Genomic DNA, 23447 nt, shown 5'->3' with positions numbered 1-23447 from the left:
CACCGGTCACCCCGGTGAAACGATCACAGGGTGCCCGGCGGTACGCGGTACGTCACATGCCCGGCCGCTCCAGCCGCGCGGGGGTACCACCCGCGTTGCCGGAGCGGCCGGTCGCTCTCTACCGGGACCGGCCGCCACACCGGGCGGTCCCGCACGACAGTCCACGAGATCCACGTGACCAGTCCCGATCCACGGCCACCGGGCCGGCAGCTACGCTGCACCATCGCTCGCACTCCAGGAGGTTGCGCTGAGACTCGAACTGCGCGGCATCACCAAACGGTTCGGTGATCTGGTCGCCAACGACCACATCGACCTGACGGTGGAGCCTGGAGAGATCCACGCCCTGCTCGGCGAGAACGGTGCCGGCAAGTCGACCCTGATGAACGTCCTCTACGGGCTGTACCAGCCGGACGAGGGCGAGATCCTGGTCAACGGGGAGCCGCTGAAGCTGAGGGGCCCGTCGGATGCGATCGCCGCCGGCATCGGCATGGTGCACCAGCACTTCATGCTGGTCCCGGTCTTCAGCGTCGCCGAGAACGTGATGCTCGGGGCCGAGCACACCCGGGGCGGGCTCGCCGGGTTCCTCGACCGGCGCCGGGCCCGCCGTGAGGTGGCCGAGGTCTCCGAGCGGTACAACCTCCGGGTCGACCCGGACGCGGTGATCGAGGACCTGCCGGTCGGCATCCAGCAGCGGGTGGAGATCGTCAAGGCGCTCACCCGTGAGGTCGACCTGCTGATCCTGGACGAGCCGACCGCCGTGCTCACCCCGCAGGAGACCGAGGAACTGCTCACCGTCATGCGGTCGCTCAAGGCCGCCGGCAAGTCGATCGTCTTCATCACCCACAAGCTGGGCGAGGTCAAGGCGATCGCGGACCGGATCACCGTGATCCGGCGCGGGAAAACGGTCGGTACCGCCTCCCCGGAGGCGAGCCGGGACGAGTTGGCCGCGCTGATGGTCGGCCGCAGCGTACGCCTCACCGTGGACAAGGCCCCCGCCCAGCCGAAGGAACCGGTCCTGGAGGTCGCCGGCCTGGTCGTGGACGACGACCGGCAGATCCGCGCGGTGGACGGCGTCGACCTGACCGTGCACGCGGGCGAGGTCCTCGGCGTCGCGGGCGTACAGGGCAACGGCCAGACCGAGCTGATCGAGGCGATCATGGGACTGCGGCCGGTGCTCGCCGGCTCGGTGTCCCTGGCCGGGGACCGGATCGACGGCTGGTCGACCAAGAAGGTGCTGCGTGCCGGGGTCGGCTACGTCCCCGAGGACCGCAGCGTCGACGGGCTGGTCAAGGAGTTCTCCGTCGCGGAGAACCTGGTACTCGACATCTACGACCGGCCGCCGTTCGGCTCCGGACTGGCGCTGAAGCCGGACGCCATCGCGAAGTCGGCCCGGGAGCGGATCGAGCAGTTCGACGTGCGTACCTCGTCCGCCGACGCGGCGGTCGGCACGCTCTCCGGCGGTAACCAGCAGAAGGTGATCGTGGCCCGGGAACTGTCCCGGCCGCTGAAGCTCTTCATCGCCGCCCAGCCGACCCGTGGTGTCGACGTCGGTTCGATCGAGTTCATCCACAGCCGGGTGATCCGGGAACGGGACATCGGCACCGCCGTACTGGTGGTCTCCAGCGAGCTCGACGAGGTGATCGGCCTGGCCGACCGGATCGCGGTGATGTACCGCGGCCGGATCATCGGCATCGTCGGACCGGACACCCCGCGCGAGGAGATCGGCCTGCTGATGGCCGGGATCACCCCGGACCCGGACGGTACGACGGCGGGCCCGGCCACCGAAGGCCCCGTCAACGAGGACAAGGCATGACCATCCCCAACCCCGGCGCGGGCTCGCCGGACAAGGAACCGGCGAGCGAGGCGCAGGCGGCGCAGAACGCGCTGGGCAACGCCGAGCGGGCCGAACCGGCCGGTGACGCCGACCGGGCCGAGACGACGACCGGCACCGCAGCCGCCGGCAAGCCGGCGGGGCCAGTTACCGCGACGGCGGCCGGAAAGCCGGCGGAGCCGGAGGCCCGGCCCTCCCTCGGGCAGCTGTTCCTGGCCAACCTCTGGGCGGCCAACACGTTCACCGTCACGGTGCTCGCCCTGGTCCTCGCGATCGTCGTCGGCGCGGTACTGATGATCATCTCGGATCCCGAGGTGCTGGCCACCTACAGCTACATCACCGCCCGCCCGGCGGATGCGCTGAACGCGAGCTGGACGCTGGTCAGTGAGGGGTACGCCAACCTCTTCAAGGGCTCGGTCTTCGATCCGGAGGCGTTCTCCGGCTGGCTGAACGGCAGCAACGGCTGGGAGCCGGTACTCGCGCCGATCTCCGAGACGCTCACCTACACCGCGCCGCTGGTCTTCACCGGCCTGTCGGTGGCGCTGGCCTTCCGGGGCGGTCTGTTCAACATCGGTGCCCAGGGGCAGGCCACCATCGGCGTCATCTTCGCCGCACTGGCCGGCTTCCTGCTGCCGCTCCCGCCGGTCGTGCACCTGATCGTCGCGGTGCTCGCCGGTGCGCTCGGCGGCGCGATCTGGGGCTTCATCCCGGGCATCCTCAAGGCCCGGGCCGGTGCCCACGAGGTGATCAACACGATCATGCTCAACTACATCGCGGTGTACTTCCTGTCCTGGCTGATCGTGCAGAAGGGCATTCAGGACCCGGGGCGTACCGACGCGATCAGCCGCTCAGTCGACGGCTCCGCGCAACTGCCCCGACTGCTCGGGGACAACCTGCGGGTGCACTCCGGCATCCTGCTCGCCATCGTGGCCACCTGGGCGGTCGCCTGGCTGCTCAACCGTTCCACGCTCGGCTTCGAACTGCGGGCGGTCGGGGCCAACCCGGACGCCGCGCGGACCGCCGGCATCAGCGTCACCCGGACGTACGTCCTGATCATGGTCTTCGCCGGGATCCTCGCCGGCCTCGGCGGATCCAACATGGTGCTCGGGTCCACGGCCAGCGCGCTGACCCCGCTGGTGGTCGCCCAGATCGGCTTCGACGGCATCCTGGTCGCGCTGCTCGGCCGGGTGAAGCCGTGGGGCGTGGCGCTCGCCGCGCTGCTGTTCGGTGCGTTGCAGGCCGGCGGTAACCGGATGCAGTCCTACTCCGGGATCTCGCTGGAGCTGGTCACCGTGCTCCAGGCGCTGATCGTCATCTTCATCGCCGCCCCCGCCCTGGTGAAGGCGATCTTCCAGCTCCGGGCGGCGCGGGCCGCCCGGTTGCACACGAGCCTGGCGAAGGGCTGGTGACACCGGTGAGCGCGAGGAGTGAGCTTGCGAGCCCCGCAGTCGCGAACGGAGACCTGAGCTGATGTCCACCATGGCTGTCCCGGACGTCGCCGTCGCACCGGTAGACGAGGGATTCTGGACCCGCAACCGCAAGGTCGGCGCGGGGCTGCTGGTGCTCGGAGTCCTGGCGGCGGCGCTCTTCGGGGCGCTCGCCACCGACCAGCAGGCCCGTTTCACGCTCAGCGAGGACTCGGCCGGCGCGGCCCTGGCCGTCAACGGTACGTTCGGCGCGATCCTGTTCGGGATCGTTGCGGCGGCGGCCGGCGCCGCCCTGCTGGCCGGGGTGCCGAAGCGCTGGTTCAGCCTGCTGCTCGCGGTCGGTGTGGTCGGCTTCGTGCTGGCCTTCCTCTGCTGGCAGGTCTCCGCCGCCCCGACCGGGCAGAACTTCATGCCGATGGTCAACATTCTGCGGGGCACCTTCATCCTGGCCCTGCCGCTGATCTTCGGCGCGCTCGCCGGGGTGCTCTGTGAACGCTCCGGTGTGGTCAACGTGGCCATCGAGGGGCAGCTGCTGATGGGTGCCTTCGCCGGTGCGCTCTTCGGCACCCTGTCCGGCAGCGTCTGGGTCGGCCTGGTCGCCGCCGCCCTCGGCGGCGCGTTCATCTCGCTGCTGCTGGCCATCTTCGCCATCCACTACCTGGTGGACCAGGTGGTCATGGGCATCGTGCTCAACCTGCTCGCGGTCGGTCTGACCGGCTTCCTCTACGAGCGGCTGATGCAGACCGACACCGCGAAGTACAACCAGCCGCCCCGGTTCAGCAACTGGGAGATCCCGCTGCTGTCCGACATCCCGGTCATCGGGCCGGCCCTGTTCCGGGCCAACATCTTCCTCTACCTGGGGCTGATCCTGGTCCTGGTGATCCACATCGCGCTGTTCCGGACCCGGTGGGGGCTGCGTACCCGGGCCGTCGGCGAGCACCCGACCGCCGCCGACACCCTCGGCGTCAAGGTGCTGCGGCTGCGCTACCGCAACGTGCTGCTGGCCGGGCTGGTGGCCGGGATCGGCGGCGCCTCCTACACCCTGGCGCTCTACACCTTCACCAAGAACATGATCGGCGGTAAGGGCTTCATCGCCCTGGCCGCGCTGATCTTCGGCCGGTGGAACCCGACCGGTGCCCTGCTCGCCGCGCTCTTCTTCGGGTTCGCCGACCAGCTCGGCACGTACCTCGGGGCGATCAACAGCGTCATCCCCAGCCAGTTCCTGGCGATGCTGCCGTACCTGGCCACCATCTTCGCGGTGGCCGGCCTGGTCGGTAGGGTCCGGGCACCGGCCGCCGACGGCAAGCCCTACATCAAGGGCTGAACAGGAGGCACCATGCGGATCGACTGGGCCGAACTGCGGGCCGCCGCCACCGAGGCGATGCGGCACGCGTACGCGCCGTACTCGAAGTTCCCGGTCGGTGCGGCGGCGCTGGTCGACGACGGCCGGATCGTGCGCGGCTGCAACGTGGAGAACGCCGCGTACGGGGTGGTGCTCTGCGCCGAGTGCGGGGTGGTCTCCGCGCTGCACGCCACCGGTGGTGGCCGGCTCGTCGCCCTCTCCTGCGTGGACGCGACCGGCGAGCCGCTGATGCCGTGCGGGCGCTGCCGGCAGTTGCTCTGGGAACACGGTGGCCCGGACTGCCTGGTCGAGGCGAAGGACGGCCCGCTGACCATGGCCGAGCTGCTGCCGCACGCGTTCGGTGTGCAGGACCTGGAAGCGATCGTCAGGGACGACACGCTGCCCGTGGTACCGGAGCGGCTGGCCTCCTGGCGGGGTCGGGGCACGGTCTTCGTACACCCCGACGTGACCGCCGGCAAGCAGGTCTGGACGGCGTACTGGGAACGGTCCGCCGGGGACGGCGGCAACGCCGAACCGGGCGTGCTGGAGGAGGCACCGACCTGGGCGGATCCGGCCGAGGCGGTCACCTGGGGACACGCCCGGACGCCCCGGGTGGTCGTGGTGGACGCCGCCGGCGCGCTGTACTGGGCCGGGGACGGCGAGCCGCCGCTGGAGGTCCCGACCCGCTGGCCCGGCAGCACCGGGGAGACCGAAGGAAGAATGCGATGAGTGGGTTCGCCGCGGTCGACGTGATCCGCACCAAGCGGGACGGCGGAGTGCTCTCCGATGCCCAGATCGACTGGGTGGTCGACGCGTACACCCGGGGCCAGGTGGCCGACGAGCAGATGTCCGCGCTGGCCATGGCGATCCTGCTGCGGGGGATGACCGCCGCCGAGATCGCCCGGTGGACCGCTGCGATGATCGCCAGCGGCGAGCGGCTGGACCTGTCCGGGGTGCACCGGCCCACCGCCGACAAGCACTCCACCGGCGGCGTCGGTGACAAGATCACCCTGCCGCTGACCCCGTTGGTGGCGGCCTGCGGTGCCGCCGTACCGCAGCTCTCCGGCCGAGGGCTGGGCCACACCGGCGGCACCCTGGACAAGCTCGAATCCATCCCGGGCTGGCGGGCTGCACTGAGCAATGACGAGTTCATCGCCCAGCTCCGCGACATCGGCGCGGTGATCTGCGCCGCCGGGGAGGGGCTGGCCCCCGCCGACCGCAAGCTCTACGCGCTGCGCGACGTCACCGGCACGGTCGAGGCGATCCCGCTGATCGCCAGCTCGATCATGAGCAAGAAGATCGCCGAGGGGACCGGCGCGCTGGTCCTGGACGTGAAGGTCGGCTCCGGCGCGTTCATGAAGTCGGTCGACGACGCCCGGGAACTCGCCCGCACCATGGTCGAGCTGGGCGGGGCGCACGGGGTGAAGACGGTTGCCCTGCTCACCGACATGTCCACCCCGCTGGGCCTGACCGTCGGCAACGCCGTGGAGGTCACCGAGTCGGTCGAGGTACTGGCCGGGGGCGGTCCCGCCGACGTGGTGGAACTGACCCTGGCGCTGGCCCGGGAGATGCTCGCCGCCGCCGGGCTGCCCGACGTCGACCCCGCCGACGCGCTGCGCGACGGCCGGGCCATGGACTCCTGGCGGGCGATGATCAAGGCGCAGGGCGGTGACCCGGACGCCCCGATGCCGGTCGCCAACGAGGTGGAGGTGGTCCGCGCCGAGACGGACGGCTTCGTCGCGGCGGTCGACGCGTACGCCATCGGGATCGCCGCCTGGCGACTCGGCGCCGGACGGGCCCGCAAGGAGGACCCGGTCAGCGCCGCCGCCGGCGTCGTCCTGCACAAGCAGCCCGGCGACCCGGTACGCGCCGGCGACCCGCTCTACGAGCTGCGCGCCGACGACCCGGCCCGGATCCCGGCGGCCCGGGCCGAGGCGGCTCGCGCGGTCACCGTGGCCGACCGGGCCGTGCAGCCGGCCCCGCTGGTCATCGAGCGGATCGGCTGACCGGTCGGCCGTGGCCGCTGTTTCCCTGCCGGACCCAGGCACCGTCCGTGCGGCGAGCCGCTACGAACTTGAGCGGCTCGGTGTACCCCTGCCCCCCGACGAGTACCCCCTGGTCTGGGAGGCCGGGGACGAGGTCGCGCTGCGGCCGACCGCGGAGCTGGAGGCCCGGGCCGCGATCCTGCACGTGATCATGGCCCGCTGCTTCGGGATGCCGGCGGACGCCGCGATGGGCTGGCTGCTCGGCTCGCACCTGGTCGAACAGGTCACCCCGCCGGAGTGGCAGTTCCTGATGGGCGGCAAGGGCGACCACCGGTCCTTCGTCCTGCACCACGACGCGCTCTTCGGGCTGGCCTGGGTGCTCGGCCTGACCCGGCACCTCGACCCGACCGTCCCCCCGGACGACCGGTTCGTGCGGCAGTTGCCCAACCTCGCCGCCGACGAGACGTTCGAGCAGTGGCGGTCCCGGATCCTTGCCGCCCCCCGGGATCCGGTCGAGGTGGCCGGTCTGCTCGACCTGCACTACTGCCTGGACTGGAGCTACCTGGAGATCGAGCGGACGCAGGGCACGCTCCCCGGCATCGTGGACGCCAACGCGATCGGTCAGCGCCGCTGGGCGCTGGAGTGGGCGGTCGTCTTCTCCGGGCCGTACCACGACGAACCCGGGGGCTGGGAAGAGGTCGACCTCTCCACCTGAACCCGGCCGCTCGTTGTCGGGCCGGCTCAGACCGGTCGGTAGGCGGCCAGCCGGACCGCCACGGTGACCGGTACCGGCTCCGGAAGTGCGGCCAGCCGCTGGTCGAGCCGGACCGGGTCGGTGTGCCAGGCGCTCGGCCCCATGCCGACCAGCGTCCGCACCTCCGCCCGGAGTAGCCGCAGTCCGGCCCGGTGTTCCCCGGCCGGCCCCGGCGTGAAGTGACCGGCCAGGCTCGCGGCCACCCGGTCGGCCTTCTCCGGGTCCACCCGTAGCAGGCCGAGCGCGTCGACCAGTTCGGCCAGGTGGTCAGGGGCGGGAGTGACCACCAGCAGCGTCCCGTCGGCGCGTAGGACCCGGCGGAACTCCGGTCCGTTACGGGGTGCGAAGACGTTCAGCAGCAGCGCCGCCGAGGCGTCCGCCAACGGCAGCCGGCGCCAGGTGTCGGCGAGCGCCGCGCCGGCCCGGGGGTGGGCGCGCGCCGCGCGGCGCAGTGCCGGTTTGGAGACGTCCAGGGCCAGGCCGGTGGCGGTGGGCAGCGCGTCCAGCACCGCCGCGAGATGCCGGGCGGTGCCGGCTCCGGGCTCCACCACCAGCGGGTACACCGTACCGGGCGGGACGTGGGCCACGGCCGCTCCGGCCAGCGCGGCGGAGATGACGTCGTAGTGCCCGGCGGCGAGGAAGTCCGCCCGGTCGGCCACCATGCCGGCGGTGTCCCCGGAGTGCGGGGCCTGACCGGCGAGCAGGTCGACGTACCCCTGGCGGGCGACGTCGAAGCTGTGGCCGCGTGGGCAGCGCAGCGCGCGGGCGGTGCCGGCGGTGGCCTCGGCCAGCGGATCGCCGCAGACCGGGCAGCTCAGGTGGCGCAGGGTTTCCGGGTGCATCGTCGGGCGCGGCGGCTCCACCCCCTCACCGTAGAGGGGCCGACGGGGCGGCTCTCGGGGCGGGGCGCCGCCGGAGGCCGGGCCGGGGACGAGACTAATGTCTGAGCATGGCAGCGATCACCCACGAAGACATCGTCAAGGCGCCCAAGGCACTGCTGCACGACCACCTCGACGGCGGCCTGCGGCCGGCGACGATCGTCGAACTCGCCCGGGAGGTCGGGCACGACCTACCCACCACCGACCCCGAGGAACTCGGCCGTTGGTTCGTGGCCGCCGCAGACTCCGGCTCGCTGGAGCGTTACCTGGAGACCTTCGCGCACACGGTGGCGGTGATGCAGACCGAGGCCGGGCTGCGCCGGGTGGCCGCCGAGTGCGCCCTCGACCTCGCCGCCGACGGGGTGGTCTACGCGGAGGTCCGGTTCGCCCCGGAGCAGCACCTGGAGCGGGACCTCACCCTCGACCAGGTGGTGGAGGCGGTGCTGGCCGGCTTCGCCGAGGGCACCGCGCAGGCCGCCCGGTCCGGGCGCCGGATCCGGGTCGGCACCCTGCTCACCGCGATGCGTCACGCGGCCCGGTCGCAGGAGATCGCCGAGCTGGCCGTCCGGCACCGGGACGGCGGGGTGGTGGGGTTCGACATCGCGGGCGCCGAGGCCGGTTTCCCGCCCACCCGCCACCTGGACGCCTTCGAGTACCTCCAGCGGGAGAACTTCCACTTCACCATCCACGCCGGTGAGGCGTTCGGGCTGCCGTCGATCTGGCAGGCCATCCAGTGGTGCGGGGCCGACCGGCTCGGCCACGGGGTCCGCATCGTCGACGACATCACCGAGGGGGCGGACGGCCGCCCGGTGCTGGGCCGGCTCGCCGCGTACGTCCGGGACAAGCGGATCCCGCTGGAGCTGTGCCCGTCGTCGAACGTGCAGACCGGGGCGGCGCCGTCGATCGCCGAGCACCCCATCGGGCTCCTGCGTGACCTGCGCTTCCGGGTCACCGTCAACACCGACAACCGGCTGATGAGCGGCACCTCGATGTCCCGGGAGATGGCGCTGCTGGTGGAGGCGTTCGGCTACGGCTGGGCGGAGCTGCGCTGGTTCACCATCAACGCGATGAAGAGCGCGTTCATCCCGTTCGACGAGCGGCTGGCGCTGATCGACGAGGTGATCAAGCCGGCGTACGCGGAGCTGATGGCGGGGTAGCCGGGCCGGGCCGGGCCTGGCCCGGCCGGGTCCGTGCCGTTGGTCGGACGGCATGACCCGACGGGCCGTGGCCGGTTGGCCCGGGGGAGATGTGGTCAGAGGTGGTGCGGGTGCCGGGCGAGCAGCTCGGTCACCCGCCGGACGATCTCCCCGCCCCGGGCCGGCTGGGCACCGAGGCCGGCCTGCCGCCGCAGCACGGCCGGCTCGGCGCGCAGCAGGGTGAGCCCCCGGCGGAGCAGCACCCCGGGGGCTTTGCGCTGTTCGGCCAGGTCGCGCCGGAGCCGGCGCAGGAAGGTCGCGCCACGTGGCCGGCGGAGTGCGTACGCCCCGGCGAGCAGCCCTCGGCGGCGACACTCCGCGACGATCTCGGCGGCGAAGATACCTTCGGCGACGAACAATGGCGATCCGGCCAGGTCGAGTATCCGGGTGTCCACCTGTCGGTCCGCGCCGATCGCATAAACCGGCACTTCGGCCTTGCCGTCGCGGAGCAGCCGGGCAATGGTGTCCACCGCCGCCTCGGCATCCCAGGACTGTGGTGACTCCCAGTCAACAGCGTCGCCTCGGCGGGGCAACGTAGGGTCATCGCTGTTTTTGTAGAAGTCGTCGAGGCAGAGCACGGGGAGTCCGGTTCGCTGGGCTATGTACGACTTCCCGGACCCTGAGGGGCCGGCGAGGAGAACCACTCCGTGAGGACGCTTCATTACTCTTGGTTACTCCGGGGCAGACGGATTGCTATCAAATTGCATCAACATCCCACCACACCCGGTGCGACGGCCAACCTGGGCTTTCTCTTTGAGTGACGGCGTGATGGAATCTCGGAGGTCCGACCCGCGCGGGTCGGTCGCGCAGCGGTGCCCGGAGCGCCGCGACGGCGCTGGAACGCGAGGGCGGTGACGTGAGCAAACGACCAAAGACGGCGGGCTCATTCCTGTCGCGACTGCGCCGGCCCTTCGGTCGGCTCCGCGACATGCCGATCTGGTCCAAGCTCGGTCTCATCATGATCGTGCCCACGCTCGCCACGGTCGTGGTGGGTACCAGCGGCCTGATCGACCACCTGGAGACGCTCAACAACGCCAACCGGGCCGGTGACCTGGCCAACCTGGTGCAGTACTCCGGTGAACTGGTCGACGACCTGCAGAACGAGCGGGCCGCCGCGGTGCTGCTGCTCGGGGCCAGCAAGGAACCGGACCGTAAGCGCTACACCGACGCGTACACCGACCTGCACAAGGCGGTCGACGCGGCGAAGGTGCCGTACTCCCGGCAACGCGCCGAGCTGGACGACCTGCCCACCAACTTCGACGGGCTGCTGGACGGCATCGACCAGAACCTGGCCAACCTGCCCGGTACCCGCAGCCAGGTCTTCAACGGCAAACTCAAGCTCACCGAGGCGGCCCAGTCGTACGAGGGCCTGATCGCCGACCTGATCGACATCCGCGACTCCGCCACCCAGCTCGCCGGGGACACCGACCTTGGTGAGCGGATGCGCGCCACGGCCAGCACCGCGCGGGCCAAGGAGTTCCTCTCCGTCCGTCGGGTCGTCGTGCACCGCGCGCTGATCCAGAACAACCTCACCCCGGTGCTACGGACCGAGTACATCGCCACCGAGACCGGCCAGCAGCAGGCCCTACAGAGCTTCCTGGCGGTGGCCAACCGGGCCGAGTCGGAGCTGTACCAGCAGACCGTGGCCGGCTCCGACCAGCGCGAGGCCGACACCTACAGCGGCTGGATCCGTAGCACCACCACCGACAGCATCGCCGGAGCGCCGTTCAACGCCGACCAGTGGGACGCGGCGATGATCGGCAACGCCAAGCTGATCCGGACCGTCGAGGCGAAGCTCGACGGCGACGTGGTGACCCAGGCCAACCGACTCCGTACCGACGTGCAACGGCAGGTCTTCCTGGAGACCGGCCTGCTGCTCGGGATGCTGCTGCTCGCCATCCTCTTCGCCTGGCTGGTCGCCCGGTCGATGGCCCGCTCGCTGCGCGAACTGCGCCAGGGTGCGCTGGCCGTCGCCCAGTACGGCCTGCCGCACGCGGTGTCCCGGCTGCGCGACCCGCAGCTGTCCAACCAGCTCTCCCCGGCCCAGCTGGCCAGTCAGATCGCCGAGCCGCTGCCGGTCCGCAGCCGGGACGAGTTCGGTCAGGTGACCGAGGCGTTCAACGCGGTCCACCTGGAGGCCGTGCGGACCGCCGCCGAGCAGGCCGCGCTGCGTGCCTCCGTGGCCACCATGTTCGTCAACCTGGCCCGCCGGTCGCAGATCCTGGTCGACCGGCTCATCGGTCACCTGGACCGGCTCGAACGCGGCGAGGAGGACCCGGACCGCCTGGCCGAGCTGTTCCAGCTCGACCACCTGGCCACCCGGATGCGCCGCAACGACGAGAACCTGCTGGTGCTCGCCGGCGCGGACTCCACCCGGGTGCAGCGGGAGCCGGCCGCCCTGATCGACGTGCTGCGGGCGGCCCAGTCCGAGGTCGAGCACTACACCCGGATCGACTTCGGGATGGTCGACCGGGACATCGAGGTGGCCGCGCACGCCGTCAACGACCTCGTGCACCTGGTCGCCGAGCTGTTCGACAACGCCACCGCGTTCTCGCCGCCGGACTCCCAGGTGATGGTGGAGGCCCGCCGGGTCGGTGACCGGGCCTCGCTCTACGTGGAGGACCGGGGCATCGGCATCTCGCCGGACCAGCTGCGCGACCTCAACGAGCGGCTCGCCACGCCGCCGATGGTCGACGTCGCCGTCTCCCGGATGATGGGCCTGGTCGTGGTCGCCCGCCTGGCCTCACGGCACGGGGTCAGGGTCGAGCTGCGGCCCGGCAACGACCGGGGCACGGTCGCCGACGTCACCCTGCCCACCGAGGTGCTCGTCCCCCGGGCGCTCTCCGGCCGGGTCCAGCAGCCCGGCGCCCTGCCGGCGTCCGCCGCCCCGGTCATGCCCGCCAGCCCGGGTCGGGAGATCACTCCGCTGCCGCCGTCGGCGCGTACCACCTCGGACCGGGACAGCCAGGTGCCCCTGGGTGGCCGCCCGTTCGACCCGGCCGCCCGCAACGGTGCCGGTCACCACGGGTCCGGCACGGTCCGCTCGATGCCGGCCTGGTCCGACCTCACCGGCGTGGCCGCGCCGCGCAACGGCGCCGACCCGTTCACGCCCCGCCCGAACAACGGCCAGCCGTTCGAGCCGCTGCCGCAGCGTCGGGCAGCCGGTGACGAGGAGGGGACGACCGACACCGGCTCGTACCCGGTCGTTCCCCGCCAGCGGCCGAGCAGCCCGGAGGCGCGTTCCCTGGCCCTGCCGCCGGTCTCCGCGCCGCCGGTGTCGGGTCAGCCGTACTCGGCGCAGCCCTATTCGGCGCAGCCCTACTCGGCCCCGCCGGTGTCCTCCGCGCCGCCGGTGTCGGGTCAGCCGTACTCGGCCCCGCCGGTGTCGGGTCAGCCGTACTCGGCCCCGCCGGTCTCCGCGCAGCCGTACTCCCCTCCGCCGGTGGCGTCCACGCCCCCGGTCATCTCGCCGCACCGTCCGGCCACCCCGTCGCACGGTGCCCCGCCGGTCTGGCCGCCGGTTGCCGCACCGGAACGGGACGTACCGCCGCCGGCCGTACCGGAGCGGCTCGCCGCGGCGCTGGACATGACCACCGAACTGCCGCGGGTGACCCGTGGACCGGTGGAGTCCCCGGCGGCGGCTCCCGCCGAACGGCAGCGCTACGCCGACGAGACCATGGAACTGCCGATCTTCCGGGAGCTGGAGTCAGCCTGGTTCCGGACCCGCCGGCCGGTGGAGGACGCGCTCGGCGTCCAGCCGACGGTCGGTGCCGGTGACGCGACCGAGCAGTTCGCCAGGGGCGAGGCCGCCAGCCGTACCGGCCAGAACATCCCGACCGGGACGACAGGTAACCCAGCCATGCCGAATGCGCCGACAGGCGGCGGTACGCCCCACGACAACGGGCCGGCCGCCACCCCGTACGGGGAGACCACTGTTCCGCGCCGGGTACCCACGCAGAGTGCCTGGCAGACGGCCGCCGACGACGGTTGGCGGGCGGCCAGTGCGGCCACTGCCGCCCCGGTCGGCGGTACCACCCAGACCGGCCTGCCGAAGCGGGTCCCCATGGCACAGCTCGTGCCCGGTGGGGTGGAGAAACCCGTCACCTCTGTGCAACGCCGTACGCCCGAAGCGGTACGCGGTCTGCTCTCCGCATACCATCGCGGCGTGCAGCGTGGCCGTAGCAACCCCTCGGACGGTTCATCGACCAACCCGGAGTCAGCTCCGGGCGGGCAGAAATCCTCGCAGTCTGGCCTAGGCCCCGCGGCCGGGAGCGGGCAGAAGGAGCATGAAGGATGACAACTACGCAGGATCTTGGTTGGCTGCTGGCCAACTTCGCCGACCGGGTGCCCGGCGTCGCGCACGCGATCGCCGTCTCCGCGGACGGTCTGCTCCTCGCGTCGTCACGAGACCTTCCGCGTGACCGGGCTGACCAGCTCGCCGCCATCGCCTCCGGTTTGGTCAGCCTCACACAGGGCGCCGCCCGCTGCTTCGAGGGTGGCGCGGTGCTCCAGACAGTGGTCGAGATGGACAATGGCTTCCTGTTCCTCATGTCCATCTCGGACGGTTCGTCGTTCGCGGTGCTCGCGGCCCGGTCCTGCGATGTCGGTCAGGTCGGCTACGAGATGGCGCTGCTCGTCGACCGGGTCGGCGACGCGTTGACTCCGCAGCCGCGCGCCGCGGCTGCGGGCATGCTGGGTTGAGCCGGGACCTGGCGGCCCGGTGGCCGGCAGGGGTAACAAACAGAGATGACGAGTTCCACCGAGTTGGGCCCGCGACGGGTACGAGGGAGGTGAGCGGCGACATGGCCGAACGCGACGAGCCGACCGGAGCGCTGGTCCGTCCGTACGCCGTGACCCGCGGTCGTACCCGTCCCAAGCTCGACATCGCGCTGGAGGCGCTCGTCGAGACGACGGTGCGTGGCCGGTCCCTCCAGAATGCCAAGGGGGGACACGGCCGGGAGCACCAATACATCGCCGCGCTGTGTGACGGACGCCTGCAGTCGCTCGCCGAGATCGCGGCGCGCATGCAGCTGCCGCTCGGGGTGGCCCGGGTACTGATCGCGGACATGGCCACGGACGGCCTGGTCGCGGTGCACGAGCCGACCATCCTGGACGACTCCGACGACGCGGTGGGCACTGAACTGCTGGAGAGGGTGCTGAGTGGACTTCGCAGGCTCTGACATGTCGCACCGCCCACCGTCTGGACGCGTGACATCGGCAAAGATCGTCATCGCCGGTGGCTTCGGCGTCGGTAAGACGACCCTGGTCGGCTCGGTCTCGGAGATCACGCCGTTGACCACCGAGGCGATCATGACGTCGGCCGGTGTGGACGTCGACGATACGCGGCAGGTACCGGGGAAGACGACCACCACGGTCGCCATGGACTTCGGTCGTATCTCCATCGACCGGGATCTGATCCTGTACCTCTTCGGTACCCCGGGCCAGACGCGCTTCTGGTTCATGTGGGACGAGTTGGTCCGGGGTGCGATCGGCGCGGTGGTCCTGGTCGACACCCGTCGGCTCGCGGACTGCTTCGCGGCGATCGACTTCTTCGAGCATCGGCGGTTGCCGTACCTCGTGGCCATCAACTGCTTCGACGGGATGCAGTACCACGATCCGCAGGACGTCCGGGACGCGCTCGCGATCTCCAACGACGTGCCGGTGGTGGCCTGTGACGCCCGGAACCGGGAGTCGACCAAGCACGTGCTCATCTCCCTGGTGGAGTACGTGCTGACCATGCGGCGTTCCCGCGCGGTGACGCCCGCCTGACAGCCCGGCTGACCCGCCCGGTCGCGTCCTGCGCACACCGGGCGGGTTTCGTCGTGCCCGGGACCGTGCCCGGGACGCCCGGGACCGTGCCCAGGAGTGTGCCCGGGACCGTGCTGAGGGCGGCGGCCCGGCGATCGGCGGTCCGGGGGCGGTCCGGCAGTCAGCCGACCGGCCGGCGATCGGGGCCGGTCAGGAGACCCGGATCCAGGCCCCGTTGGTGACCGTGAAGACGCCCAGTGAGTCCGCCGCCATGCCGCCGTGCCGGATCGGCGCGAACGAGTACGCCCCGGCGATGCCCTCGGTCACCTGGCTCTGCAGGTAGGCCCGCAGCCGTCCACGGTCGACACTGCCGGCCAACCGGGCCGCGTTGGCGATCAGGTGCAGCGCGTCCGAACCGTACGGGGCGAAGCCGCTGAACCCGCCGTACTCCCGGATGTAGCGGAAGACGAAGTCCCGCCGGGCCAGGGCAGCGGTGGTGGTGTTGGTGAGGGTCGACCCGCCCAGGGAGGCGGGGTGCACGACAAGGGCACCCTCCATCGCCGCCAGGTATGGCTCGCTCAGGGTCTCCTCGGCCACCGCACCGGCGTCGAAGAGGAGCTGCCCGGTGTAGCCGGTCCGGCGTAGCGCCCGCGCAGCGGCCCCGGAGTTGGGTGCGGTACCCCAGACCACGATTCCGTCCGGACCGCCCTCCACGGCCCGCTCAGCGGCCCCGGCGGGGTCTCCGTCGGTCGCCCCGGGCAGCCGTACGGTGCGTACCAGGTCGATGCCGGCGATCTCCAGGGCGCTGCCCATGGCGCGCACCCCCGAGTCACCGTGCAGGCCGTGCGCGGCGAGCAGGGTGACCCGCCCGAGCTTCTCGGCGCGGGCCAGGCGGGCCAGGCGGCGGGCCACGTCCCCGGCGTCCGGGGTGAGCTTGTAGATGTAGGTGCGCTGGGCCAACGGCAGGACGATACCGTCACCGGCGGCCAGCGACAGGTACGGCACCTGGAGCTTCTGGGCCACCCCGATGATGGCCATCGCGGTCTCCGCGACGGTGCCGCCGACGAGGGCGTGCACACCCTGCACCCGGGCCAGTTCGGTGGCCTGCCGGGCGGCGAGCCCCGGGTCGCCGGCGTTGTCCTGCACCACGAGCCGGAGGGTCCGTCGCAGGTTGCCGACCGGCACCCCGTCCTCGGCGTTCAGCGTCGCCATGCTGATCCGCAGGGCCCGCTCCTGGAGCACGCCGAGCGCCGCCCACCGCCCGCTGAGTTCCAGGCTGGCCCCGACGAGCAACTCCCGCGGCCCCCGGGTGGTGGCCGGACGGGAGCCCGACCCGGAGGCCGGCTCGTCGCTCTGCCCGCAGGCGCCCAGCAGCAGCGTCCCGGCAGCGCCGGCCAGTAGGCCCCGACGGGCCAGTCCACCCCGGCCGGGTACGGCGGTGGCCAGCGTGGAGCTACCAGTCGCCGGTGTCGCCATCTCCGAGCCGCCCCCTCCCTGCCCGACGAACCTGCCGCCGGCTGTCCCGCCGGTATGCTCCCGGCCGCCACATCCCGGCGTCAACATTTCCGGGTGTGGCTATGAACACGCAGGTCAGGCCCGCTTTGTCGGGCGTGGGGTCGGGTCGGGTCAGGTGGTCGGTCGGTACGGGTCAGGAGCGGTATCCGGCCGGCCGGTACTCCGGCTCCCGGTCGTCGTCCCGTTCATCCGGATCGCGGCTGAAGTCCCAGCCGCCCGCCGCCTCCCGGCCCGGGCGACCGCCGACGGCGAAGCCGCCGATCTCCTGCCCGCGCCGCCAGCCACGGAAGTAACCGGTGGTGTTCTCCGCGAGACTCGCCGGATCCCGGACGATCCGCAGGGGACGTTCGTCCCGCAGCGGCGATCCGGGTACCAGGTTGGCCTGCGGCACCCGCTTGGGCAGGCCGGCAGGCGTCTCCGCACCCACCGCCGGGCGGGCCGCCTGCTCGGCGGCACGCCAACCGGTGTCGGCCGTGAACGACCACGGGGCGTCTTCCTCGGCGGGCTGGTCGGTGAACCAGGCGGACCGCGCGGCGGCGAAGATCAGCAGATCGCCGTCCCCCTCGTCGGAGACCGGTGGCGGTCGGTGCTCCACCTTCGGGCGCTCGGCGCGGGCCGACCGCTGGGCACGGGCCTCCTCCTCCCGCTCGACCAGGCGCAGCGGGGGATTGTCCCGGTCGCCGGTGTCCCGCAGGGCCCGGTCGGCCGGCGGGGCCGGCTCCACCAGCCGCAGCGAGGGCGGCTCCGGCGGCAGGTCGTCGGCGAGCCAGGGCGGGGTCACCCGACCCTCACCCGGGGTGACGACGGTGGGCGCGTCCACACTGCGCCCGCCCCGGCCCTCCCGGTCGCTGCGGGCGTACCCACCACCCTGGCCGGCGGTGCTGTCCGCCCGGTCGTCGGAGGGGTTGACCAGCGGCCAGTTGGCCCGGGAGCCGGGCGGCGCGTTCTCCGGCTCGGGGCGTGGCGCCGGTACCGGCACGCTGCGGTCGGTGGCGGAGAAACCGCCGGTGGGCGGGGCCGCCTCGACGTTGGTCCTGGGCCGGGGAGAGATGACCGTGGGCCGTTGCCGTTCGGCGCGGGCGTTGTTGATCGCTGCGGTGGTGAGGGTGGGCCGGAAGGGCTCGCCCGCCTCGGCCGGGGGCACGTTGGGTCGCTGCCCCGACGGCGCGCCGGGCCGCTGCCCGGGAGCCGGCGAGGGACGCTGGCCCGGGGTGATCGGGGTCATCCCCGGCGGTGGCGGCGGTGGGGCGGAGACCGGCCGGTTGGTCGGCGCGTCCACCTGCCGGGCGGCCGGCGGCAGCGCCGGCTCCGGGCGGGTCGGCCGGACCGACGGCGGCGCCGAGACCGGAGGGGTCAGGGCGGCGGCCGGAGCGACCGGTGCCGGGGCGGTGGGCGGCGGTGCCACCGGGCTGGGCGCCACCGGCGGGGGAGCCAGCGGACGCGGTCGCGTCGGCAGGCTGCCGCCGGGGGTCGGCTCGGGACGGCTACGCCGGCCACCGGAGGGCGCCGGTTCGGGCTCGGTGGGTCGCATCGAGTGCATGCCGGCACCGGGAGCGGCCGGCAGCGCCGACGGGGCCTCCCGCAGCGCCGACGGGGCCTCCCGCACCGTCCGACGGGTGGGGAGCGCCGGTGGCGTGGTTACCCGCGCGGAGAGGGTGGCGACGAGGGCGTCGCAACCCGCGTCACAGGCCCGTACGGCGGCCACGGCCTGCCGGACGGTCTCGGCCACGGCCGAGGTGAGAGCGCGGTTGACGGTGGCCCGGCGAGGGGTCTCGGAGATCGCGACCCGCAGGGCGGTCACCGCGTCGCTGATCGTCTCGGCGTCGGCGACCCCGTCCGCCGCCAGATGGGCGGCGATGGCCTCGGCCGCAACCGAGACGTCCTGCCCCCGGGCGGTGGTGCCGCCCAGCATCCCCGGCTCGGGTAGCGCGTCCAGCACGGCCAGGGAGACCGGCTCGGCCGGGTCCGGATAGGCCCGCAGCGCGGCCGGGTACAGCTCGCGGAGCACCTCCCGCAGGGCCACGGCAGCCGAGTGCCGGCCGCTGGCCAGGGCCGCGTGGGCGGCGAGGACCGGCTTGTAACCGGCCAGGTCGCGGGGAGCCGGCAGGGTCACCGCAGAGAGCGCTCCGGCCTGCAGGGCCCGGGCCAGGCCGACGGCACGCCGCTCGGCCGGCGGGGACTGCATCTCCTCCAGCGACTCGTCGTCGGCGAACCGCTCGGCGAAGTCGTCGACCGAGTCGTCGTCGGCGATCGCGAGTGGACGGCCGGCCGCGCTCAACAGCGAGGTGACCATGTGGTCGTCGCTGTCGGCGGCGATCGCCGCGCCACTCGGCCCGCCGGACCGCTCCACCAGCAGCGCCCCGAGCCGGGCGTACCCGGCGGGGTCGTCGCTGATCTCGCAGACGTGCAGGAGCCGGCCTGCGTCGTCGACCACAGCGGACGTCAGCGTCGGACCGGCCGAAGCCGGCCCAGCGGCTGAATCCGCCGAGGCCAGGCCGCAGTACACGCGCACGAGCGCCACGGCGTCGTCCTCCTCCCGGGACCTGGGTCGGGTTCTATACCAGAGTCTGATGCTCCCTGGTACGCGTCAGTCGCGCCAGTCCACGACCGCAGAGATCTTGCCGACAATGGTGCGCCAACCGAGACTTGCGGTTTGTGCCCCGATTTTCTTCAGCCGGCGCCGGGCGAAGATCGCGCCGAGCCCGCCGTTGACTGTGGAGCGCAGCGCCTCGTCCAGATCGTCCAGGCTGGAGCCGCTGGAGAGCATGTCCAGCACCGCCGGCAGGCGCAGCGCGTACGCCAGGTCCCGCGCCACCTCGCCGGCCTCGATGAGCAGGTTCGGGTCCCAGGTGTCGTGCCCGCCGCGCAGGTTCTCCACCACGAGGTCGAGCTCGTAGGCGTCCTCGTCCAGCGGGGCGATGTCCGCCGGGCTGATCCGCTCGACCAGCGCGTCCCAGGTGTCGAGCTGGGTCAGGTCGTTGGCGGCGCCTGACCGGACGAAGCTGACCAGCGCCTCCGGGCTCTTGAAGAGCAGCAGCCGGCCCTGGTGGGTGAGGAAGAGCGGTACCTCCTCGTCGCCGTCCTCGTCCTCGTCGTCTTCGTCCGCGTCGTCCGTGTCGTCCGACCCGTCGGCGTCGGCGTCCGCGTCGGCAGTGGCCCGGCCCTTACGGTCCCGGGGCTTTCCCGCTGCGGCTTCCTCCTCCTCGGCCTCGGCGAGCTGCTCGGCGAACTCCTCGTCGAGGATGACGACCGTCTCGTCGTCCTCCTCCTCGGCCGCCGCCCGGCTGCGGGCCAGGAACGGATCGTCCTGGTCGCGCTCGCCGACGTCGGTCGGGGTCACCTCGCGGGCCGGCCGGTACGCCCGGAGCGTGAAGCCGCTCCCGGCGGGCAGCGCGATCTCGACGGGGTCGATGCGCAGCTCTTCCCAGAGCCCGCGGTCGGCGGTGCCGTCCGTCGCCGTCTCGTCGTCGCGCTCGTCGGGGTCGTGCGACCCGGCGGCCTCGTCGAGCTCGGGCTCGTCGGCGTCGGGTCGTGGGGACGACTGGCGGGCCACGCTGACCTCCGTGTGGACTCAGGTTGCGTACTCGCCGGTAATCCTGCCGGTCGAGTGACTCTGCGCACATACCCTAGTGGTCGGCCTCGCCGTCCCGATGGCCGCACCCCATCGGTCCGAATGGTGGTGCCCGGTTGGCGAACCGCCGAACTATTAGTAGCCTCTCTACCTATGAAGGCGCAGGCGCTGCACGGACACCTCGACGCGCTGCTGCTCGCGGTGCTGGAGGGCGGCGCCCTGCACGGTTACGCGATCATCGAGGCGCTGCGGGCGCGTAGTGGCGGCAGCCTCGACCTGCCCACCGGCACGGTCTATCCCGCGCTGCGCCGGCTTGAGCGCGCCGGGTACGTGGACAGTTCCTGGAGCACCGTGGGCGGCCGGGAACGGCGCACCTACCAGCTCACCGGGGCGGGACGGCAGGCGCTGGCCGCCGAGCGGACGAGCTGGCACGAGTTCCGCTCGACCATCGGCCGCTTCCTCGACTCCGGCGGTACCCCCGCCGCGCCCATCTGACCGCCGGCCGCCCGGTCCGGCACCGCCGCCGGTAGCCCTGTCTGGCACCGCCGCCGGCTCAGCGGGTCGCCGCCAGCCAGGAGTGGGCCGCCCGGCCCAGCCAGACGTATCCGGTGCCGATCACGAGCAGACCCACGATCATCGGTGGCCAGGTCAGCGCGGCCTCCCACAACCCGAGCGACCAGGCGTAGATCCCGGCCCCGGCGGCGCCGGCCAGCAGCAGCGTCCCGGTGAGGCCGTACCCGAGCGAGCGGATCAGGCCGACCGGTCCCGTGCCACCCCGCCGGGCATCCCAGCCGAGCAGCGCCCAACTGGCCACCGCGAGCAGGGCCGCCCCCACCCAGAGCCAGTTCAGCGAGGCGGAGAGCAGCAGGTAGCCGGCGGGCGGTCGGGGGCCGTCACTCCAGCTCGACCCACGCCAGGTGAGGTCACCGGCCACGGTGAGCACCCCGGCCACCGCCACGACCCGTACCGACAGGACACGCAGCGCCGCAGCGGCCAGCTCCCGCTGGTACGCCGGTGCCAGCTCGGCCGGATCCCCGAACTCGGCCACCGCGCGGCGCTGCGCCGCCCGCCCGTCCATTCCGGCCCGGGTGTACGCCTCGACCGCGTCGGCCAGGCTGTCCCGCACCTCGTGCACCAGATCGCTGCGCAGCCGGGCCGGGCCGCGCAGCCGCCGGTCGAGCGTGCGGACGTACTCGTCCACGATGCTGGAAGTCGCCCCCATGGGCGCCGAGCCTGTCACGCCGGACGGCCCCCTGCTGTCCGGGGCGACCCTGGTCCGTCCCGGAGATGCGGGATCAGGGTGCCACCCGGGTCGGGTCCGGCGGTCGGCGCGGAGGTACCGGGCAGGAGGTCAGCGGGAGAGGCCGGTCAGGAGGTCAGGGCGGTGTAGCCGCGCTCGGCCACCTCCTGGAGGCGCCACTGGTCCCGGTACCAGCCGGAGGCCGCGACCAGGTCGGCGTGCCGGCCCCGCTGGACCACCCGACCGCCGTCCAGCACCAGGATCTCGTCGAAACCGGCCAACCCCGGCAGCCGGTGGGTGACCAGCAGCACCGAGTGCCGGGCCGGAACGGCGGCGAGCGCGGAGTCGAGCACCGCATCGGCCGCTGCCGGGTCCAGACCCTCGGTGGGCTCGTCGAGCAGCAACAGGGCCGGTTCGGCGAGCAGCGCCCGGGCCAGCGCCAACCGTTGCCGCTGGCCCCCGGAGAGCTGCCCGCCCTCCTCGCCGACCATCGTGTCCCAGCCTGCCGGCTGCTGGCGTACCCAGTCGTGCAGGCCGGCCGCCGTGACGGCCCGGTCGAGGTCGTCCACGCCCGCGTCCGACCGGCCGAGCAGCAGGTTCTCCCGTACCGAGGCGTGGAAGACGTGCGCATCGGCGAGCAGGCCACCGACCGCCCGGGGCAGGTGTCCCGCCGGCAGGTCCGCCAGCTCGACCCCGTCCACGGTGACCCGTCCGGCGGTCGGGCGGACCGCTCCGGTCAGTACGCCGAGCAGGGTGCTCTTGCCGGCGCCGCTGGTGCCCACCACCGCGACCCGGCTGCCCGGGGGCAGGTCCAGGCTGACCCGGTCCAGCGCGGGCGGGACGCCCTCCCGGTAGCGCACCACGACCTCGTCGAGCATCCAGTGCCGTTCGTCGGGTACCCCCTCGGCGCCCGGCCCGGCGGGTGTCGGCGCCGTCGCCGGGGCGGAATCGATCAGCTCCGCGATCCGGCCCAGTCCGGCCCGCAGCTGGATCCACTGCCGGGCGGAGCCGACCAGGGCCAGGGCCATCTCCACGGCGGCCAGACTGCCTACCGCGAGCACCCCGACCAGTACCCCACCGACACCGGCGCCGAGCGCGACGATCACGACCCCGGCTGCGGTCACCCCGGCCACCAGCACCCCGGCACCGTCCACGGCGAAGCCGGCCAGCGCCAGCCGCCGTTCCAGCCGGGCCAACCGGCCGGCCCGTTCCTCGGCCCGGCGCAGCGCCGCCGGCTGGGCCCCGAAGGCGGCCAGGTCGGCCGCACCCTGGGTGAGGTCGACGGTGTCCACGGCGAGCGCACCGCGCAGCGGCGCGAGCTGGGCGGCGGTACGGCGGCTCAGCGCGGTCGCCGTCACCGGCAGCACCATCCCGGCCAGCAGCAGCCCGGCGGCGAGCACCAGTGCCGCGACCGGGGAGACCAGCGCCGTGCCGGCCACCGCGAGCACACTCACCACTGCGGCGGCGGCCCCCGGTACGACCACCCGGAGCAGCAGGTCCTGCCCGGCCTCCACGTCCGAGACCAGTCGGCTCAGCGCGTCCCCGGACCGGTCGGTGGCGGCCGGCGGCCGGGCGGCGAGGCTGGCGAAGACGCGGGTCCGCAGGTCGGTGACGATCCGCAGGACCGCGTCGTGCCCGGCGAGCCGTTCGGTGTAGCGCAGCACGCCCCGGCTGATCGCCAGCGCCCGGACCGCGACGATCGCCACGGTCAACGTGTCCAACGGGGGGCGTCCGGCGGCGCTGACCAGCAACCAGGTGGCCGTGGCCATCAGGGCCAGCCCGGCCAGTTCGGTGGCGGCGGCGAGCAGCCCGGCCCCGATCAGCCGGCCGAGATAGGGCCGGGCCAGCCGGAGTACGGCCCGTTCGGCGGCGAGGCCCACCCGCCCGCGTCCCGGCTGCCGGTCGGTCCGTTCCGTCCGTTCCGTCCCCAAGCCTCCGCCTCCGCTGATGCCACCGGCTC

Annotated in this window: 19 protein-coding genes; 12 read left to right on the top strand and 7 right to left on the bottom strand. The window is 73.1% G+C overall.

Translation table 11 applies throughout. The annotated features are described in order from the left end of the window. Positions 1–187 precede the first annotated feature (187 nt). The 6 genes from V6U90_RS13705 to V6U90_RS13680 all read left to right on the top strand — a co-directional run bounded on the left by V6U90_RS13705 (position 188) and on the right by V6U90_RS13680 (position 7300). Positions 188–1813 (top strand): ABC transporter ATP-binding protein, encoded by a 1626-nt coding sequence (locus V6U90_RS13705; RefSeq protein ID WP_334435373.1) that lies wholly within the window; start codon positions 188–190, stop codon positions 1811–1813. Then, entirely contained in the window at positions 1810–3240 is a 1431-nt protein-coding gene (locus V6U90_RS13700) for an ABC transporter permease (protein WP_334435324.1), read from the top strand. Before V6U90_RS13705 ends, V6U90_RS13700 begins: the two co-directional genes overlap by 4 nt. A 61-nt stretch (positions 3241–3301) precedes the next feature. Further along, complete coding sequence (locus V6U90_RS13695; RefSeq protein ID WP_334435321.1) at positions 3302–4582, top strand: ABC transporter permease; 1281 nt, start codon at positions 3302–3304, stop codon at positions 4580–4582. A gap of 12 nt (positions 4583–4594) precedes the next feature. Further along, positions 4595–5329 carry a cytidine deaminase gene (locus V6U90_RS13690; RefSeq protein ID WP_334435319.1) on the top strand — a complete coding sequence of 245 codons (735 nt, stop codon included), beginning with the start codon at positions 4595–4597 and terminating at the stop codon, positions 5327–5329. Next, positions 5326–6606, top strand: a complete 1281-nt coding sequence (locus V6U90_RS13685; protein ID WP_334435317.1) for a thymidine phosphorylase — start codon at positions 5326–5328, stop codon at positions 6604–6606. Before V6U90_RS13690 ends, V6U90_RS13685 begins: the two co-directional genes overlap by 4 nt. Positions 6607–6616: 10 nt before the next feature. Beyond that, positions 6617–7300: a DUF4272 domain-containing protein gene (locus tag V6U90_RS13680; protein ID WP_334435314.1), complete on the top strand. Its 684-nt coding sequence runs from the start codon at positions 6617–6619 to the stop codon at positions 7298–7300. A gap of 26 nt (positions 7301–7326) precedes the next feature. Here V6U90_RS13680 and V6U90_RS13675 read toward each other — a convergent pair whose 3' ends face one another. Beyond that, positions 7327–8181 (bottom strand): putative RNA methyltransferase, encoded by an 855-nt coding sequence (locus V6U90_RS13675; protein ID WP_334435370.1) that lies wholly within the window; start codon positions 8179–8181, stop codon positions 7327–7329. A 107-nt stretch (positions 8182–8288) separates the two neighbouring features. Between V6U90_RS13675 and V6U90_RS13670 the strand changes: the two genes are divergently transcribed. Further along, complete coding sequence (locus tag V6U90_RS13670) at positions 8289–9374, top strand: adenosine deaminase (RefSeq protein ID WP_334435311.1); 1086 nt, start codon at positions 8289–8291, stop codon at positions 9372–9374. A 95-nt stretch (positions 9375–9469) separates the two neighbouring features. On the opposite strand, the gene V6U90_RS13665 is transcribed toward V6U90_RS13670, so the two are convergent. Then, the gene (locus tag V6U90_RS13665) at positions 9470–9883 is read right to left on the bottom strand and encodes a hypothetical protein (RefSeq protein WP_334435308.1); all 414 of its coding nucleotides are present in this window, start codon (positions 9881–9883) and stop codon (positions 9470–9472) included. Between the two features lie 386 nt (positions 9884–10269). Between V6U90_RS13665 and V6U90_RS13660 the strand changes: the two genes are divergently transcribed. The 4 genes from V6U90_RS13660 (at position 10270) to V6U90_RS13645 (ending at position 15182) form a co-directional block, all read left to right on the top strand. After that, on the top strand, positions 10270–13710 hold the full coding sequence (locus V6U90_RS13660) for a sensor histidine kinase (RefSeq protein ID WP_334435306.1): 3441 nt from the start codon (positions 10270–10272) through the stop codon (positions 13708–13710). Then, positions 13707–14114 (top strand): roadblock/LC7 domain-containing protein, encoded by a 408-nt coding sequence (locus tag V6U90_RS13655; protein ID WP_208811702.1) that lies wholly within the window; start codon positions 13707–13709, stop codon positions 14112–14114. The genes V6U90_RS13660 and V6U90_RS13655 overlap by 4 nt, the downstream gene beginning before the upstream one ends. Positions 14115–14215: 101 nt before the next feature. After that, positions 14216–14593 (top strand): DUF742 domain-containing protein, encoded by a 378-nt coding sequence (locus V6U90_RS13650; protein ID WP_334435367.1) that lies wholly within the window; start codon positions 14216–14218, stop codon positions 14591–14593. Position 14594: 1 nt separating this feature from the next. Continuing rightward, positions 14595–15182 (top strand): GTP-binding protein, encoded by a 588-nt coding sequence (locus V6U90_RS13645; RefSeq protein ID WP_334435302.1) that lies wholly within the window; start codon positions 14595–14597, stop codon positions 15180–15182. A 189-nt stretch (positions 15183–15371) separates the two neighbouring features. Here V6U90_RS13645 and V6U90_RS13640 read toward each other — a convergent pair whose 3' ends face one another. The 3 genes from V6U90_RS13640 to V6U90_RS13630 form a co-directional block, all read right to left on the bottom strand. Beyond that, positions 15372–16637 (bottom strand): ABC transporter substrate-binding protein, encoded by a 1266-nt coding sequence (locus tag V6U90_RS13640; RefSeq protein ID WP_334435300.1) that lies wholly within the window; start codon positions 16635–16637, stop codon positions 15372–15374. 172 nt (positions 16638–16809) lie between these two features. Beyond that, positions 16810–19197, bottom strand: a complete 2388-nt coding sequence (locus tag V6U90_RS13635) for a transposase (protein WP_334435297.1) — start codon at positions 19195–19197, stop codon at positions 16810–16812. Between the two features lie 66 nt (positions 19198–19263). Next, positions 19264–20229 carry a DNA primase gene (locus V6U90_RS13630; RefSeq protein ID WP_334435294.1) on the bottom strand — a complete coding sequence of 322 codons (966 nt, stop codon included), beginning with the start codon at positions 20227–20229 and terminating at the stop codon, positions 19264–19266. A gap of 171 nt (positions 20230–20400) precedes the next feature. Here V6U90_RS13630 and V6U90_RS13625 point away from each other — a divergent pair, with 171 nt between their 5' ends. After that, positions 20401–20742, top strand: coding sequence for a PadR family transcriptional regulator (locus tag V6U90_RS13625; RefSeq protein WP_334435292.1), 342 nt, complete (start codon positions 20401–20403; stop codon positions 20740–20742). 58 nt (positions 20743–20800) lie between these two features. Here V6U90_RS13625 and V6U90_RS13620 read toward each other — a convergent pair whose 3' ends face one another. After that, on the bottom strand, positions 20801–21469 hold the full coding sequence (locus V6U90_RS13620) for a permease prefix domain 1-containing protein (protein WP_334435290.1): 669 nt from the start codon (positions 21467–21469) through the stop codon (positions 20801–20803). A gap of 146 nt (positions 21470–21615) precedes the next feature. Continuing rightward, positions 21616–23418: a thiol reductant ABC exporter subunit CydC gene (gene cydC, locus V6U90_RS13615; RefSeq protein WP_334435288.1), complete on the bottom strand. Its 1803-nt coding sequence runs from the start codon at positions 23416–23418 to the stop codon at positions 21616–21618. Positions 23419–23447: the final 29 nt, after the last annotated feature.

The organism is Micromonospora sp. CPCC 206060, assembly GCF_036906895.1.
Taxonomy (GTDB): domain Bacteria; phylum Actinomycetota; class Actinomycetes; order Mycobacteriales; family Micromonosporaceae; genus Micromonospora.
Note: the sequence above shows the minus strand (reverse complement) of the source record. Positions and strands in the feature narration are given on the sequence as shown.